Below are 14,674 nucleotides of genomic sequence, written 5' to 3' on the forward strand. Positions count from 1 at the left end.
GGGCATGGGCGGAGGCATGACCGACGCCCCTGCCACCCCGCTCAAGCTGTTCAACAGCCTGACGCGCAGCCTCGAAATCTTCGAGCCCGTCCACCCCGGCGAGGCGCGCGTCTATAGCTGTGGTCCGACGGTCTATAACTATCCGCACATCGGCAACATGCGCGCCTATGTCTTCGCCGACACACTTGGCCGGACGCTGTCGTACAAGGGCTACAAGCTCACCCACGTCATCAACATCACCGACGTCGGCCACCTGACCGACGACGCCGATGCGGGCGAGGACAAGCTGGAAAAGGCCGCCGCCGAACGCGCCCAGTCGATCTGGGACATCGCGCGCCACTATACCGAAGCCTATTGGGCCGATGTGAAGGCGCTGGGTATCCGCCAGCCCGCGCACTGGTCGATCGCGACCGACTATGTTCCGGCGATGATCGAATTCGCCAAGGCGATCGCCGACAAGCATTGCTACGAACTCGACGGCGGCCTCTATTTCGACACGACGAGCGTCGCCGACTATGGGCGCTTGGCACGCCATGGCACCGACGAGGGCGAAAGCCGGATCGACCCCGTCGACGGCAAGCGCCATCCCGCCGACTTCGCGATCTGGCGCAAGACGCCCGCGGGCGAGACGCGCCAGATGGAATGGGATTCGCCTTGGGGCCGCGGCGCGCCCGGCTGGCACCTCGAATGCTCGGTGATGTCGGAGGCGCTGCTCGGCTTTCCGTTCGACATCCACACCGGCGGCATCGACCATCGCGAGATCCACCACCCGAACGAAATCGCTCAAAATCAGGCGCACAGCTGCTCGACCGACAGCGGCGCGCGGATGTGGATGCACAATAATTTCCTCGTCGAACGCAGCGGCAAAATGTCGAAATCGAGCGGCGAATTCCTGCGCGTCCAACTGCTGATCGACAAGGGCTACCACCCCCTCGCCTATCGCCTGATGTGCCTGCAGGCGCATTATCGCAGCGAGCTGGAGTTTTCGTGGGAAGGCCTTGGCGCTGCGCTGACGCGGTTGAAGCGGCTCGTGATGGCCGCAGCGCCGGTCCGCAACGCGGAGGCGGCCGAGGTGACCGATCGCCGTCTCGTCGATCTGCTGGCGAAATTCGACGCCGCCGTATCGGACGACCTCAACACCGCGGTTGCGCTGACGCTGCTCGAAGAAGCGGCGGCGATGAAAAAGATCGACGCGGGCCAGAAGCGCGGAACGATTGCCGCGATGGACACGGTGCTCGGTCTCGACCTCCTGACAATCGACCGCATCGATCTGCGCGTGCGTCCGAAAGCCGCAACGATCGGTGAAGAGGACATCGAAGCCACGCTCGCGCGCCGCAAGGAAGCGCGCGCGGCGAAGGACTTTTCCGCCTCCGACGCGCTGCGCGACGGGCTCATCGCCGCCGGGGTCGAAGTGATGGATGGCGACCCCCTCGGCTGGGACTGGCGGCTCGACGCCAATTAGAGGCTTGTACCGGCTCCGCGGGCTGCTAGCTTCGTTGCATGTCGCAACTGATCTGCTGGCTCCTTGTCGGTCTTGTCCATCTGATCCCGGCGCTGGCGCTGTTCCGGCCGGCGCTGATCACGCGGCTCTATGGCGTTGCGCCGGACAGCCCGGTCTTCCTGTTGATGCACCACCGCGCCGCGCTCTTCTTCGCGGTGCTCGTCGCCTGCGTCTGGGCCGCGTTCGATCCCGGCGGACGCAAAGTGGCAACGCTGGTCGCCGCCATCAGCATGCTGAGTTTCCTTGTCCTTTACGTCGCATACGGCCGCCCGGCTTCACTGGGCACCATCGCCATCGTCGACCTGATCGGTCTTGTTCCGCTCGCATGGGCGGGCTGGCACGCATTTCAGCAGTAGGAAAACTATGACCAAGACCGTCACCGTCCTGTCGGGCCTGATCCGCCCGCTCGTCGAGAACCGCCTGCCCGACTGGGTCGAACCGCGCTTCTTCCAGTCGAAGGACGAGGCGCTCGAGCTGGCGCCGCACGCCGAAATCGGCTGGTTCGACATGTACGACAAGAAGGACATGGCCGCGATCATCACCGCCGCGACCGGGCTCAAATGGCTCAACTCGATTTACGCGGGAGTCGACGGGATGCCGCTGACCCTGCTCCACGAGCGCGGCACGCTGGTCACCAACGGCGCCGGGATCAATGCGATCACGATCGCCGAATATGTCGTGATGGGCATGCTCACCGTCGCCAAGGGGTATCGCGAGGTCGTCCGCGCGCAGGAACGCCGCGAATGGCTGATGGATTCGCCGGGCAAGGTCGAACTGTTCGGATCGAAAGCACTGCTCCTGGGCTATGGCGCGATCGGCAAGCTGATCGAGGAGCGGCTGAAGGCCTTTGCGGTCGATGTCACCGTCGTGCGCCGCTCGTCCGGCCCCAATAAGCTGACCCCGGACCAATGGCGCGACCGGCTGGGCGAGTTCGACTGGGTGATCCTCGCGGTCCCCGCCACCCCCGAAACCGACGCTATGATCGGTGCGAGCGAACTCGCCGCGATGAAGCCGACAGCGACCCTCATCAACATCGCGCGCGGCAGCGTCGTCGATCAGGATGCGCTCGTCGCGGCGCTGAACGGCCGGCAGATCGCGTCGGCCTTCCTCGACGTTACGACGCCCGAACCGCTGCCCGCGGACGATCCGCTGTGGAGCCTCGACAATGCGCATATCACCATGCACCTGTCGGGCCGCGCGCAGGACAAGATGTTCGTCCGCTCGGCGCAGCGCTTCCTCGAAAATCTCGGCCGCTGGAAAAAGGGCGAGGCGGTCGAGCCACGGGTGGACCTGACGCTGGGTTATTGAAGAACCGCCTAGAGAAACCGCGCGCTTCTCAAATTCGTCATGCTGAACTTGTTTCAGCATCCATGGCCCGAATGTCGCCTCCAGCACTGCATAGAGGGAACCGGCAGACCGTGGACCCTGAAACAAGTTCAGGGTGACGAGAAGGAAATGGCGGTTGACGAGAATGCGTCACCGCAACCCTGTCTCAGCCCGGCCGTTCGGCTTTCAATTCGCGCACCAGCGGCTGCAGCCGTTCGTCATATTTGGCGAGCATCGTGTGCGCACCGGCATGGTCGTAAAAGCTGACGAGCTCGCGGCCGTTCCAGCGGTGGAGCGCATAGGCGGGGTCTTCGGCGACAATCATCGGCCGGTCGTCGGGCTTGTTCTCGTCGATGGGGCGGAGGTCGAGCGCGACCTGCGGTGCGGTCGACGAACAGATCGCCACGGTGCGCCCTTCCCACGCCACGGTGACCGAGCGGTGAAGATGACCACAGATCAGCCCGCGAACCTGCGGGTGACGGCGCACAATGTCGGTAAAGGTCGCAACCCAAGGTTCGTCGGGGTCGGTGTTCATCCACTCGATCCCGCTTTCGATTGGCGGGTGATGCATGACGATATAGGTCGGCTTGGCGCTATCCTTTGCCAGTTCGGCATCGAGCCACGCCGCGCGCTGTGCACAAAATGCGCCGCCATGGCGCCCTTCTTCCAGCGTATCGATCGTCACCAGCCGCAGTTCGGGAAGTTCGATCGTATATTGGACGAAACCGTTGCCGTCGTCGAAGCCCGGAAACCGGGCATGGAAATTGTCGCGCAGATCATGGTTGCCGACACTCGGCCACACCGGAAAGGGGCAGCGCGAGAAGGCGGTTGCGAGGCGACGATAACTGTCTTCGTCGCCGCGATCGGAGATGTCGCCGGTGGCGAGCAGCAGATCGGGGCGGTTCGGCCCTTCGATCAACAGGTCGAGCACCTCGTCGAGGCGCTTGCGATTATATTCGGCCGGATTGTCCGGATCGAACCCGATATGGATATCTGTGATCTGTGCGATCAGCATATCCGTCCCCTGCTCCGGCCGGTTCGCCCCGGCCGTCCAAAACCTACCCGCCCTGCCTTGCCGCGTGCAAGGAAGGTGTGCGCCACGTCACGTCGTAAAGGCCCCGCCCCCCGGTTCCTGTGATCATGCTCACACCAGATGTACTGCGTAGAGGTTTATTTGTGATTGCGGCCACATTTTTCTTCCTTTGGCGCGGCGGCATCCACGGCTTGCCGCCGTCCGAATGATATTCGTGGCACATCGCGCACGGCGATTCGGTCGCGGTTTCGACCTTCACCACCCGCGCCCCGGTCTCGCCGACATGGCAGTCGCGGCATTGGCGAAGGCCCGGCACGAGCAGGTCCGCCGACTGTTTCGACGCCGGCGCCGCGGTGTGGCAATCGGCGCAATCGGTCTCGCGGTGCGCGTCATGGTCGAACCAGCCCTTTTGCAGATAGCGCGCGGTCTGGCCCACCGGCATCACACGCCAGCCGTTGCCCGCTTGCGGCGCGAAAACCGTGTGGCAGTCATAACAGGCGCCGCCCTTTGAAAAGACCGCGCGGACCGCGTCCTCGGCCCGGTTCGGCCGTGTGGCGACTTCGCGGAAATAGATGTTGTAGACCTGCCCCTCGGCATAGGCGCCCGGCCGCCGCCGTTCCATGCCGCCAAGTTGGAGCGGGCGGCTCGGCGGGGTCGAGCGGTAATAGGCGGTGAGGTCGGCGACGACCTGATCGGGCTCGCCGTGGCGCAGGGTCCGTGTCACCCCGCCGACGGTTTCGAAGGCGAGGCTGTGGCACATTGCGCAATCGCGCTCCATCTCGACCGGCTTGACGCGCACGCCGTCCGCTTCGACGCGGTGGCAATTCTGGCACTCGAGCTTTTTCCCAAAATCATAGCGCCCGCGGAAACTTGCCGCCATGCGCGCAACCCCGCCGGTAGCCTGCAAATGCATATCGTGCGGGAATTTCAGGCCGTTGTAATCGACCGTCCCCTTGCCCGCCGCGGCGCGCACCGGCTTTGCCCCCGGCGTCAGGCGCACGAGCGGGCGGAACTCGGGATGGCTGGTGCCGAAATCGGCGGCATCGGCGAGCGTCGTCGGGTGCCCCGCGGTCTTGAGCCGCCCCGACATGCCGTTATGGCAATCGGCGCAGAATTTCTGCGGCGTCGCGGGCATCGGCCCCGACCCTTCATGCTCGGTATGGCACTCGACGCAGCGTCCCTGCGGCTTGTTGAAGGTCTTGGCAAAACCATCGAGGACCCGTTCGCCCACCCCCGGCGGATGGCGCGCCGCGAGCAGCATCGCGGCCGGGGCGTTGGCGTGCGCCATGCTCATCGTCTTGTGCTCGCCGGTGTGGCAACCGACGCACGCCTTGTCGGTCACCGCGACGAAGGGCTCGACGTGGCACGACTGGCAATCATTCTTCAAACTGGCGTGCGCGCTCGACAGCGGGCCCGACAGCCAGGCGCTATCGGCGTGATAGCCATCGGGGCGCTCGTCGACATTCTTGTAGCTGTACCACGCCCAGATCGGCCCGATCAGGAAGGCGAGCAGCATCAGCACGCCGAACACCCATGCGCCCATGCGCTTGCCCGGCATCACGCTTTGCAGCGAAAACGCCTTGGCCTCGTCGACGTCCTTCGACGATTGCGACAGCTCGTCGATGCGCTCGACGAGCAGAATGATATTCTCGTCCTCGCGCGCGATCGTCAGCCGGTGGCCGCCGAAACGCAGTTCGCCGCCCGCGCCGCTGTCGATGTCGGCAAGCGTTTCGCTGCGGCCGTTGAGGTCGAAGCCCAGCCCTTCATTTGCCGCAACGCGGACGTGACGCCCGTCGGTGCTGCTGATCGTCGCATGATGCGGGTTCACCGCCAGATCGGCGACGTGGATGACATTGCTGCCTTCGCGGCCGAGCGTGATGATGTCGCCCGGCAACGCCTGATCGCGAATGATCTGCTTGCCCGTCTTCGTCGTCGAGATGCGGCGCAGAATGAAGCTCATGGTCCCCCTCCCCGCCTTACCAGTAGAAGAAGACGCTGATGATGTGCGCCGACAGCGCCGCGATCAGCGCAAAGGTCAGCGGCACATGCACATAGAGCCAGATTTCGAGCAACGCCCGGATGCGCAGATGCCGGCGCAGGCGGGTCAGCGCCGCCTCTTTCTGCTTCAGCAGCCCGGCGACCTTCTCGCGCGCTTGCGGGTCGCTGCCGTTCGAGGCCGACAGTGTGCGCAGCGCGGCGGCGGTCGCGCAATTCGGGTAGCGCCCCGACAGTCGCGCACCGATACCCCCCGCAAACGGATCTTCGTCGAGCGCCGCGAGCACCGGCGCCGTGTCCGCGGGCGTCAGCGGCTGCGCCGCGCTGTGCAGTTGGCGATCGAAGGCACGGATCGCCTCGAGCATCTGCATCTGCGTCATTTCATCGCGGTTGTTCGACAGCGCCGCAGGCAGCGTCGCATAGACGATCACGCCATAGAGCCCCGACAGGATCACCAGCATCATCAACGCCCACGCCAGCGTGTGGACGTTCCACCCGAGCTGGAATCCCGTATGCCAGGTACCGATAACGATCAGGCTGAGCCCGAGATAGACGTGCGCCGAGGTCCACGCCTTCAACGACCAGGCGTCGTTCGTCATCTTGCGCTTGCGATAGCCGAGCGCCGTGAGCCAAAGGATCAGCCCCGCGCCGATCGTGCCGAGCGTATAGCCGTACCAGCTGCCGCCATTATGCCGCGGCGTGACGTCGACCAGCGCATAGGACACGATGATCAACAGGCAGAGCCCGCCCGAAATCTTCGCCCAGCGAAAACCGGCGTAGCGCAGGAAGCCCTCATGCTTGCGCTCGCGGACACGTTCGGTCTGGGTCGCCTTCGACCGGCGGCGCTGAAACAGGCTTGCCATCAGCCGGCGTCCTCTTCGAGCCGGGCGATCGACAGGAACTCTTCGGGCGAAACGCGGATCGCGGCGCCCGTCGGGCACGCCCGCACGCAGGCGGGACCGCCCGAAATGCCTTTGCACATGTCGCATTTGACCGCGATCTTCTTGGGTTTCTCGTCGCCCAATTGCTTCTTGGTCCATTTGGGCGAAGGCTCGCCGGGACCGGGACCAAAGCCGGTGAGCAGCCAGCGCAGCAGGCTCGGCTTCTCGGGCGGCGCGGCTTCCATGCGGATCACACCATAGGGGCAGTTGCGCATGCAATTGCCGCACCCGATGCAGCCCGGCTCCATGAACACTTCGCCGTCGGGGCCGCGGTGGATGACGTTCGGCGGGCAGTCGGCCATGCAGTGCGGATGCTCGCAGTGGCGGCAGCTTGTCGGCACATGCAGATGCGCAAAGGTCTTGCCCGCCTCGCGGTCGAGCCGCGACAGGCCCTCATGGCTGTCGGCGCACGCTTTCTCGCAATTGTCGCAGCCGACGCACAGATTCTCGTCGATCAGCAGCGCGTCGGTCGCCTCGCCCAGCCCTTCCTTCATGATGAAGCTGGCGGTGTCCGAATAGAGATCGACCGCGCTCGAATAGCTCGCCTTGCGCGATTCGATGAAGCTGTTCATCGCTGCGCGTTCGGCGACCGCGGCCTCGGTCGCTTCGCGCACCTGCGGCCGCTTGGCGAGCATCGCCTTGAACGCATCGCCCTTCAGCCGGATCACTTCGCTCGCGACCGCAGCCTTGACGGTGGCATTGCGCGGCGCGCCGCTGAGCACCGCCATTTCGCCGAAGAAGCTGCCCGCGGGCAGGTAGCGGAGGAAGATCGGTTTGCCGCCGATATCCTTCTCGACGACCATCGATCCCGACCGGATGACATAAACATCGTCGCCCTCGTCTCCCTCGGCAAGCACGACCTTGCCCGCGGGAACGCGTTCGATTGCCGGATCCTCGACGATCGGCTCGAGATCCTCGACCGTCAGTCCGCCTTTGAAAATCTGGAGGAGTTGGCGTTCGAGCGAGATGCGGTTGATCACGCGCTTCGCGCCCGGCACCGCCGCCATCAGCTTGAGCGCCGCAGTGCGCGACACTTCGACGAAAATGCCATCCTCGCCCGCTCGGATCGTCGCGCCGCGCTTGCGGCCCGAAATCAGGCCGACTTCGCCAAAAATCGATCCCTGTTCGATCGGCACATTGATGTCGGGGCCGACCTCGACCACCGCATGGCCGTCGGCGATCGCGAACAGCGACGACCCCGGATCGCCCTTTTCGAACACGATGTCGCCTTTGGAATAAAAGGCGACCTTCGAATCGAGCATGAACTCGCGCATCTGCAGCGGCGAGACATCGGCGAAGATGCGAATGCGGGTCCGCAGGAAGTCGAGCCACTCGCTGACCGATTTCTGCTGCGGCAGCTTTTCGAAGATCGCCGCCAGATCCTTTTCGTCGGCGGGGGTCAGCGCCTTGTTGCCATTCAGGAACTCGACGACGTCATAGCCCTGGTTCATGCAATGCTTGATCAGCGGATAACCCGCGAGCGCGCCGATGACATAGAGGCCGGGCACCGTCGTCTCGAAGGTCGGCGACAGCTTCGGAAAGGCTTCGCGGTCGGGACCGGTAAACTCGATCCCCATCGATTCGACAAAGCCGCGCGGCGCGACCGATCCCAGGCGCGCGACGATGACGTCGCATTCGATCTTTTCCTCGCCGGTCGGGGTTTCCAGCGTCAGCCAGCCGGGTTCGACCAGCTTCGGCTGGGTCTCGGTGCGGATCGACATGAAGCCATTCTCGCCCGCCTCGGTCATGTCGGCGACATTCTTCGCCTTGGCGCGCGCGAAATCCTTCGAGCGGTTGAGGATGGTGACGGTGTTCTCGAGCGCCTCTTCGGCGACGCCGAGCGCATTTTCGATCCCCGCGTCGCCCGATCCGACGACGGTGATATGCTTGTCCTTGAAATCCTCGGGATCGTCGACCTGATAGATGATGTGCGGCAGGTCGGCGCCCTCGCAGCGCATCCGGTTCGGATTGCCCTGCGTGCCGATCGCCAGCACAATATTTTCCGCCGTGTAGATGTCGCCCTTCGCGGTCTTGATCGCAAACGCGCCCTTCGCGCCGGTCACTTCGGCAACCTCGGCGTGATAGGCCACATTCACCTTGTTGTTCGCCGCATCCTCGTCCCAGTTGCCGAGGATATATTCGCGCGCACCCTCGGCGAAGCGGCAGTCGGAGCGCAGGTCGAGCCGCTCGGGGGTCGCGAGCACGCGCTTGCCCTTTTGATATTTAAAGATGGTATCCGACAGATGGTCGGTCTTTTCGAGCAGGATATGGCTGAGCCCGAGCTGCGCGGCGCGCGATGCGGCGCTGAGCCCCGCGGGCCCCGAACCGATGATCGCGACCTTGACCGGCTCGCTCATGCGCGTGCCGACCGGCGGCGAAACCCGCTATCCCGATCACTGGCCATGATGCTGACGAACGCGCGCACGGGCATCCTTTCCCCCTCTCGCCAGCCCCCCGGCGAATTCATAACGGATGCGACCCGGACTTATGTCCTGGACGCAGAGCTATGCCCTTGAAAGCGAGGAAAGGTCAACCAGTGGCGGCGAGAATTCGGCCGTTGCGAGACGTTCGCAACAGCGATGCGCCGGCAAGATTCAGGCGAGTTCGAACATCGCGGCGATGCGGTCGGACGCGTCGGGTTCGAACCGCGACCAGCCATCGGGCCCGAGCCGTTCGAGCGGACGGAAACGCGCCTTGTACGCCATGCGCGCCGACCCCTCGATCCAGTAACCGAGATAGACATAGGCCAATGATGCCCGCGCAGCACGCTGGATATGGTCGGCGATGATATAGGTGCCAAGGCCCTCACGCACCGGATGCGCCGCGTCGAAGAAACTGTAGATCATCGACAGGCCGTCACCTTGCCGGTCGGTCAGGCAACAACCGACGAGGCGCCCCTTGCCGCCATCCGCCGCAGGCTCGCGATATTCGATCATATAGCTGTCGACCGGGGTCTGTTCGACCATGTCGGCGAAATCCTGTTCGTCCATGTCGGCCATGCCGCCGTTGGGATGGCGCGAGCCCAGATAGGAGCGCAGCAGCACATATTGTTCCTCGGTCGCCCAGGGCTTGCAGGCGGTGGCGACGAGATCGCCATTGCGGCGCATATTGCGCTTCTGCGAACTGCTCGGTGCAAATTCGGCTGCGCAGACGCGCACCGATACGCATGCCGAGCAGTCGGCGCAGCTCGGCCGATAGGCGACCGACTGGCTGCGCCGGAAGCCGATGCGTCCGAGCGCGTCGTTGAGCTCGTTCGCGGTATTGCCGCCAAGCTCGGTGAATACCTTTCGCTCGGTCTTGCCCGCAAGATAGGGGCAAGGCGCTGGGCTGGTGACGAAAAAACGCGGAAAACGGAACGGTGCGGACACGCGGAAAAGACCTCCGGACTTGCGGTGCGGATCCCCCCAACGCGGGTCCGACGCGCTACATCCACCAACTATGCCGCGCGGCGTCAATGGTGCAAAGTGCATTTACCATTTTTGCACGTCCCGTTCTGAATCAACCCGAAAATTTTCTGAATCACCCGGTAACTGTTGTGCCGATTTGAATCGATTAGGACCGAATCCTAGCTGTAACCGCGCAGTTCATCGCCGGTCAGCGTCGCCACGTGCAGCACGTTGGTCGACCCGGGGGTGCCGAACGGAACACCCGCCATCATCACGAGCTTTGCACCCGCCTTGCAGATGCCATGGCGCAGCGCCATGCGCTTGCCCTTGGCAATCATCTCTTCGAAGCTTCCGATATCCTTGGTCGGCACTGCGTGAGCCCCCCACAGCAGCCCCATCCGCCGCGCCGCCTCTTTTTTGGGCGTCAGCACGAGCAGCGGCGCGTTGGGACGCTCGCGCGCAACGCGCCGCGCTGTCGATCCCGAAAAGGTAAAACAGATGATCGCATCGGCGGCAATCGTCGAGATGATACTGCCCGCCGCTTCGGCGAGCGCGTCGGCGGTCGTTGCGTCGGGCTGCGTCTCGGTGAAATGCAGCCGGCGGAAATAATCGGGGTCGCTTTCGACCGAACGCGCGATGCTGTCCATCATCGTCACGGCCTCGACCGGAAAGGCGCCCGCCGCGGTTTCGGCCGACAGCATGATCGCATCGGCACCGTCGTAGATCGCGGTCGCGACATCGGACACTTCGGCGCGCGTCGGCGAGGGCGAGGTGATCATCGATTCGAGCATCTGCGTCGCCACGACCACCGGCTTGCCCATGCGGCGCGCGGTCGCGACAATCCGCTTCTGCAGCGGCGGCACCGCTTCGGGCGGCAGTTCGACACCCAGGTCGCCGCGCGCGACCATCGCGGCGTCGGCGAGTTCGAGGATTTCCTCGATCCGCTGCACCCCCGACGGCTTTTCGAACTTGACCAGCAAAGCCGCCTTGCCGCCGATCAGCGTGCGCGCCTCGGCGACATCCTCGGGCCGCTGCACGAACGACAGCGCGATCCAGTCGACATGCTGCTCCAGCGCGAAAGTCAGGTCCTTGCGGTCCTTTTCGGTCAGCGCCGCGAGCGGGACGACGACGTCGGGGACATTCACACCCTTGCGGTCCGAAATCTTGCCGCCGACCTCGACCACGGTCTCGATCTTGCCGGGCGCGACACGCTGCACGCGCAGCACCAGCTTGCCGTCATCGACCAGCAACCGCGTGCCGGCTTCCAGCGCCGCGAACAACTCGGGGTGCGGCAGATGGACGCGCGTCGCGTCGCCCGGTGTTTTATCGGTGTCGAGGATGAAGGGCTTGCCCTTCACCAGTTCGGCCGGTCCATCCTTGAAGGTGCCGACGCGCAGCTTGGGGCCCTGCAGGTCGACGAGGATCGTCGTCGGGCGGCCGGTTTCCTTTTCGAGCGCACGGATCGCGGCGATCACCTTGGCGTGACCGGCATGGTCGCCATGGCTCATGTTGACGCGAAAGGCGTCGGCGCCGGCGCGGTGCAGTTCGGCGATCATCTCGGGGGTGGCGCTTGCGGGGCCAAGGGTCGCCAGGATGCGCACCTTGCGCTGGCGGGGAGTGAAATTCTGGACCACAAATGCTCCGGACGGATGAAAAAGCTGGGGCTGCTTGCGTAGGCGCGTTGCCCCGGCCAAGGCAAGCCGCGTATAGCTATTCATGCCATCATCAGAAGGAAATCCGCCATGTCCTGCAGCGACGACCAGCCCGCCCCGAACGACGCGCTGGATGCGCTCGACGATGCGGCCGCGGCCGCGGCCTTTCGCCGCCTGGTCCGGCTGCTCCAACACCGCAGCGACGCCGCGAACATCGACCTGATGGGGCTGGCTGGCTTCTGCCGAAACTGCCTGGGCGACTGGATCGCCGAGGCGGGCGGCATGGACAGGGAGGCCGGACGCGCGATCGTCCACGGCATGCCCACCGCCGAATGGAAAGCGCTCCATCATACCGCCGCGACGCCCGAACAGCTCGCCCGGATGGAAGAAAGCATGGCCAAAAATCCTTGAGGCGATTAGGGACGCGCCAAGCGCGATTCTCGCGCCACATCATCCCTATTACCGGAGCCCAAAATGAGCGAAGCCACCGTATCCGACGAACAACTGCGCCTTTTCATCGAGCGTATCGAGCGTCTGGAAGAAGAGAAAAAGGGCATCGCCGACGATATCCGCGACACTTATAACGAGTCGAAGTCGCAGGGCTACGATCCGAAAATCATGCGCCAGATCGTCCGCCTGCGTAAATTGCCGGTCCACGATCGCAAGGAAATGGAAGCGATTCTGGACGTCTATAAATCGGCGTTGGGAATCGACTAAAAGCAGCAAGGAGAGTGTGACGATGTTCAGCACCACCACCAATACTGTCGAGGGCCGTCCGGTCCGCGAATATCTGGGCATCGTCACCGGCGAAGTGATCGTCGGCGCCAACCTGTTCCGCGACCTGTTCGCCAGCATCACCGACATCGTCGGTGGCCGCTCGGGCAAATATGAGGACGTCCTCGCCCGCGCGCGCAAGGAAGCGATCACCGAAATGGAAGCCGAAGCGACGCGCCTTGGCGGCAACGCCGTGGTCGGCGTCGACCTCGACTATGAAGTGCTCGGCCAGAATGGTTCGATGCTGATGGTCAGCGCGTCGGGCACCGCCGTCGTTATCTGACCTTTGCGGTCGCGCCCGACGCTAATCGGCAGGCAGCGTGCGAATTTCGACCGTACCGCCGCATTCAAAGGTCGGGTTCCCGGGCACCAGACGGCGCGCTGCGTCCACCGATGCGGCCTGAACGCGGATATAGCCGGTCAGACGATCGGACGGCGGCGCCGGATCGCCGTTTTTGCGGACGCATAACCCTTCTCCGATCACGCTCCCGCCGCCGAACGCCCCGCTGGCTTGCAGCTGGCCGATATAGGCCTGCCACGCGGAGTCACTTTCCTGTTCCACCGTATCGCCGTGCATCAACATGATATAATCGCCCATCGCTCGCCTCCCGATTTTGGAGACCATGCCGCATCTGCGCCATGGTTGCCACCATCCGCACGCCGAGCTAGGAGCCGCGATAAATCTTGTCCGCTATTCGTCAAAGGAGCCAGCCGTGGCCGGCCATAGTAAATTCAAGAACATCATGCACCGCAAGGGTGCGCAGGATAAAAAGCGCAGCTCGCTGTTTTCCAAGCTGTCGCGCGAAATCACCGTCGCGGCGAAAATGGGCCTGCCCGATCCCGACGCCAATGCCCGCCTGCGCGCAGCGATCAACGCTGCCAAGGCGCAGTCGGTGCCCAAGGACAATATCCAGCGCTCGATCGACAAGGCCGCGGGCGGCGAAGGCGATAATTACGAAGAAATCCGCTACGAGGGCTATGGTCCCGGCGGCGTCTCGCTGATCGTCGAGGCGCTGACCGACAACCGCAACCGCACCGCAACCAACGTCCGCACTGCCTTTGCGAAGAACGGCGGCAACCTCGGCACGAGCGGCAGCGTCAGCCACGGTTTCGACCGGCTGGGCATGATCAGCTATGCCGCGAAGGCGGGCGACGCCGACACGATCTTCGAGGCCGCGCTCGACGCCGGCGCCAACGACGTCGAATCGTCCGAGGACGGCCATGACATCTGGACCAGCGTCGACAGCCTGCACGAAGTCGCAAAAGCGCTCGAAGCCAAGCTGGGCGAGGCCGAAGGCGTCAAGCTCGCCTGGCGCCCGACGCTGAAGAGCGAAGTCGCCGACGAAGCGACCGCGCAGACCTTGTTCAAGCTGATCGACACGCTCGACGACGACGACGACGTCCAGACCGTGTGGGGCAATTACGAAATCCCCGACGCGGTGATGGAAAAGCTTGGTTAAAAACCAAAACCCGTTCGCATCGAGCGAAGTCGAGATGCCCATCGGTCGTGCCTGCCTTCGAGGTGCCTCGACTTCGCTCGACACGAACGGAATTTGATGATCATCCTCGGCCTCGACCCTTCGCTCAGCTGCACCGGCTGGGGCATCATCCGGGTCGAGGGCAGCCGGATCAGCCATGTCGCCAACGGGCAGGTGAAGACCGACGCGAAGGCGCCCCTGCCCGACCGGCTCGCGCATCTCGACACGGTACTTGCGGCGGTGATCGCCGATCACGCGCCGCAGTGCGCGGCGGTCGAGGAAATCTTCGTCAACGACAATCCGCAATCGACACTCAAACTCGCGCATGCGCGCGGCGTCGTGCTGCTCGGCTGCGCGCGCGCCGGGCTGACGGTCGGCGAATATGCGCCGCGGCTCGTCAAGAAAGCGATCGTCGGGACCGGCGGCGCGGCGAAGGAACAGGTGCAGGCGATGCTGCGCGTGCTGCTGCCCGGTGCGAAGGTGACCGGCACCGACGCCGCCGATGCGCTGGCGGTCGCGATCTGCCACGCGAACCATCGGCCGCGTTTCTAGGAATTTCGCGCAAAGGCGCGAAGGCGCGAAGAGCTT

The 14,674-nt window shown here is 64.3% G+C and carries 15 protein-coding genes; 8 read left to right on the forward strand and 7 right to left on the reverse strand.

Features of this window, described 5'->3' with window-relative positions; genetic code table 11:
* Positions 1 to 16 precede the first annotated feature (16 nt).
* The 3 genes from cysS to AC07NV_RS11075 are packed head-to-tail and all read left to right on the forward strand — an operon-like array spanning position 17 to position 2,809.
* A complete protein-coding gene (cysS, locus tag AC07NV_RS11065; RefSeq protein WP_495166400.1) occupies positions 17 to 1,462 on the forward strand; it encodes a cysteine--tRNA ligase in 1,446 nt (481 codons plus the stop codon).
* A 38-nt stretch (positions 1,463 to 1,500) separates the two neighbouring features.
* The gene (locus tag AC07NV_RS11070) at positions 1,501 to 1,857 is read left to right on the forward strand and encodes a hypothetical protein (RefSeq protein WP_495166401.1); all 357 of its coding nucleotides are present in this window, start codon (positions 1,501 to 1,503) and stop codon (positions 1,855 to 1,857) included.
* A gap of 7 nt (positions 1,858 to 1,864) precedes the next feature.
* On the forward strand, positions 1,865 to 2,809 hold the full coding sequence (locus AC07NV_RS11075) for a D-2-hydroxyacid dehydrogenase (RefSeq protein ID WP_495166402.1): 945 nt from the start codon (positions 1,865 to 1,867) through the stop codon (positions 2,807 to 2,809).
* Between the two features lie 184 nt (positions 2,810 to 2,993).
* On the opposite strand, the gene AC07NV_RS11080 is transcribed toward AC07NV_RS11075, so the two are convergent.
* The 6 genes from AC07NV_RS11080 to pyk form a co-directional block, all read right to left on the reverse strand.
* Complete coding sequence (locus AC07NV_RS11080; RefSeq protein WP_495166403.1) at positions 2,994 to 3,842, reverse strand: metallophosphoesterase; 849 nt, start codon at positions 3,840 to 3,842, stop codon at positions 2,994 to 2,996.
* Positions 3,843 to 3,885: 43 nt separating this feature from the next.
* Positions 3,886 to 5,820, reverse strand: a complete 1,935-nt coding sequence (locus AC07NV_RS11085; RefSeq protein ID WP_495166404.1) for a cytochrome c3 family protein — start codon at positions 5,818 to 5,820, stop codon at positions 3,886 to 3,888.
* Positions 5,821 to 5,836: 16 nt separating this feature from the next.
* Entirely contained in the window at positions 5,837 to 6,718 is an 882-nt protein-coding gene (locus tag AC07NV_RS11090; RefSeq protein WP_495166405.1) for a hypothetical protein, read from the reverse strand.
* The gene (locus AC07NV_RS11095; RefSeq protein ID WP_495166406.1) at positions 6,718 to 9,153 is read right to left on the reverse strand and encodes a cyclic nucleotide-binding domain-containing protein; all 2,436 of its coding nucleotides are present in this window, start codon (positions 9,151 to 9,153) and stop codon (positions 6,718 to 6,720) included. The genes AC07NV_RS11090 and AC07NV_RS11095 overlap by 1 nt, the downstream gene beginning before the upstream one ends.
* Before the next feature lie 237 nt (positions 9,154 to 9,390).
* Positions 9,391 to 10,164, reverse strand: coding sequence for an arginyltransferase (locus AC07NV_RS11100; RefSeq protein ID WP_495166407.1), 774 nt, complete (start codon positions 10,162 to 10,164; stop codon positions 9,391 to 9,393).
* Between the two features lie 197 nt (positions 10,165 to 10,361).
* On the reverse strand, positions 10,362 to 11,816 hold the full coding sequence (gene pyk / locus AC07NV_RS11105; protein ID WP_495166408.1) for a pyruvate kinase: 1,455 nt from the start codon (positions 11,814 to 11,816) through the stop codon (positions 10,362 to 10,364).
* A gap of 108 nt (positions 11,817 to 11,924) precedes the next feature.
* Between pyk and AC07NV_RS11110 the strand changes: the two genes are divergently transcribed.
* From AC07NV_RS11110 to AC07NV_RS11120, 3 genes are all read left to right on the forward strand, one after another.
* Positions 11,925 to 12,245: a DUF1244 domain-containing protein gene (locus tag AC07NV_RS11110; RefSeq protein ID WP_495166409.1), complete on the forward strand. Its 321-nt coding sequence runs from the start codon at positions 11,925 to 11,927 to the stop codon at positions 12,243 to 12,245.
* 63 nt (positions 12,246 to 12,308) lie between these two features.
* Positions 12,309 to 12,551 (forward strand): DUF2312 domain-containing protein, encoded by a 243-nt coding sequence (locus AC07NV_RS11115; RefSeq protein ID WP_037514655.1) that lies wholly within the window; start codon positions 12,309 to 12,311, stop codon positions 12,549 to 12,551.
* A 22-nt stretch (positions 12,552 to 12,573) separates the two neighbouring features.
* Positions 12,574 to 12,891, forward strand: a complete 318-nt coding sequence (locus AC07NV_RS11120; protein WP_495166410.1) for a YbjQ family protein — start codon at positions 12,574 to 12,576, stop codon at positions 12,889 to 12,891.
* Positions 12,892 to 12,912: 21 nt separating this feature from the next.
* Here AC07NV_RS11120 and AC07NV_RS11125 read toward each other — a convergent pair whose 3' ends face one another.
* Complete coding sequence (locus tag AC07NV_RS11125) at positions 12,913 to 13,206, reverse strand: YciI family protein (protein ID WP_495166411.1); 294 nt, start codon at positions 13,204 to 13,206, stop codon at positions 12,913 to 12,915.
* Between the two features lie 115 nt (positions 13,207 to 13,321).
* Between AC07NV_RS11125 and AC07NV_RS11130 the strand changes: the two genes are divergently transcribed.
* Both AC07NV_RS11130 and ruvC read left to right on the forward strand, forming a co-directional pair.
* Positions 13,322 to 14,068, forward strand: coding sequence for a YebC/PmpR family DNA-binding transcriptional regulator (locus AC07NV_RS11130; protein WP_495166412.1), 747 nt, complete (start codon positions 13,322 to 13,324; stop codon positions 14,066 to 14,068).
* A 96-nt stretch (positions 14,069 to 14,164) separates the two neighbouring features.
* Complete coding sequence (gene ruvC / locus AC07NV_RS11135; protein WP_495166706.1) at positions 14,165 to 14,638, forward strand: crossover junction endodeoxyribonuclease RuvC; 474 nt, start codon at positions 14,165 to 14,167, stop codon at positions 14,636 to 14,638.
* The last annotated feature ends 36 nt before the right edge of the window (positions 14,639 to 14,674 follow it).

The organism is Sphingopyxis sp. GW821-FHT10B01 (genome assembly GCF_059415685.1).

Excerpts from the sequence above, each read along its gene's own strand:
- AC07NV_RS11080 (WP_495166403.1), bottom strand. The coding sequence starts at position 3,842 with ATGCTGATCGCACAGATCACAGATATCCATATCGGGTTCGATCCGGAC.
- AC07NV_RS11115 (WP_037514655.1), top strand. The coding sequence starts at position 12,309 with ATGAGCGAAGCCACCGTATCCGACGAACAACTGCGCCTTTTCATCGAG.
- AC07NV_RS11085 (WP_495166404.1), bottom strand. The coding sequence starts at position 5,820 with ATGAGCTTCATTCTGCGCCGCATCTCGACGACGAAGACGGGCAAGCAG.
- AC07NV_RS11070 (WP_495166401.1), top strand. The coding sequence starts at position 1,501 with ATGTCGCAACTGATCTGCTGGCTCCTTGTCGGTCTTGTCCATCTGATC.
- AC07NV_RS11110 (WP_495166409.1), top strand. The coding sequence starts at position 11,925 with ATGTCCTGCAGCGACGACCAGCCCGCCCCGAACGACGCGCTGGATGCG.
- AC07NV_RS11090 (WP_495166405.1), bottom strand. The coding sequence starts at position 6,718 with ATGGCAAGCCTGTTTCAGCGCCGCCGGTCGAAGGCGACCCAGACCGAA.
- ruvC (WP_495166706.1), top strand. The coding sequence starts at position 14,165 with ATGATCATCCTCGGCCTCGACCCTTCGCTCAGCTGCACCGGCTGGGGC.
- AC07NV_RS11120 (WP_495166410.1), top strand. The coding sequence starts at position 12,574 with ATGTTCAGCACCACCACCAATACTGTCGAGGGCCGTCCGGTCCGCGAA.
- AC07NV_RS11125 (WP_495166411.1), bottom strand. The coding sequence starts at position 13,206 with ATGGGCGATTATATCATGTTGATGCACGGCGATACGGTGGAACAGGAA.
- AC07NV_RS11095 (WP_495166406.1), bottom strand. The coding sequence starts at position 9,153 with ATGAGCGAGCCGGTCAAGGTCGCGATCATCGGTTCGGGGCCCGCGGGG.
- AC07NV_RS11075 (WP_495166402.1), top strand. The coding sequence starts at position 1,865 with ATGACCAAGACCGTCACCGTCCTGTCGGGCCTGATCCGCCCGCTCGTC.
- cysS (WP_495166400.1), top strand. The coding sequence starts at position 17 with ATGACCGACGCCCCTGCCACCCCGCTCAAGCTGTTCAACAGCCTGACG.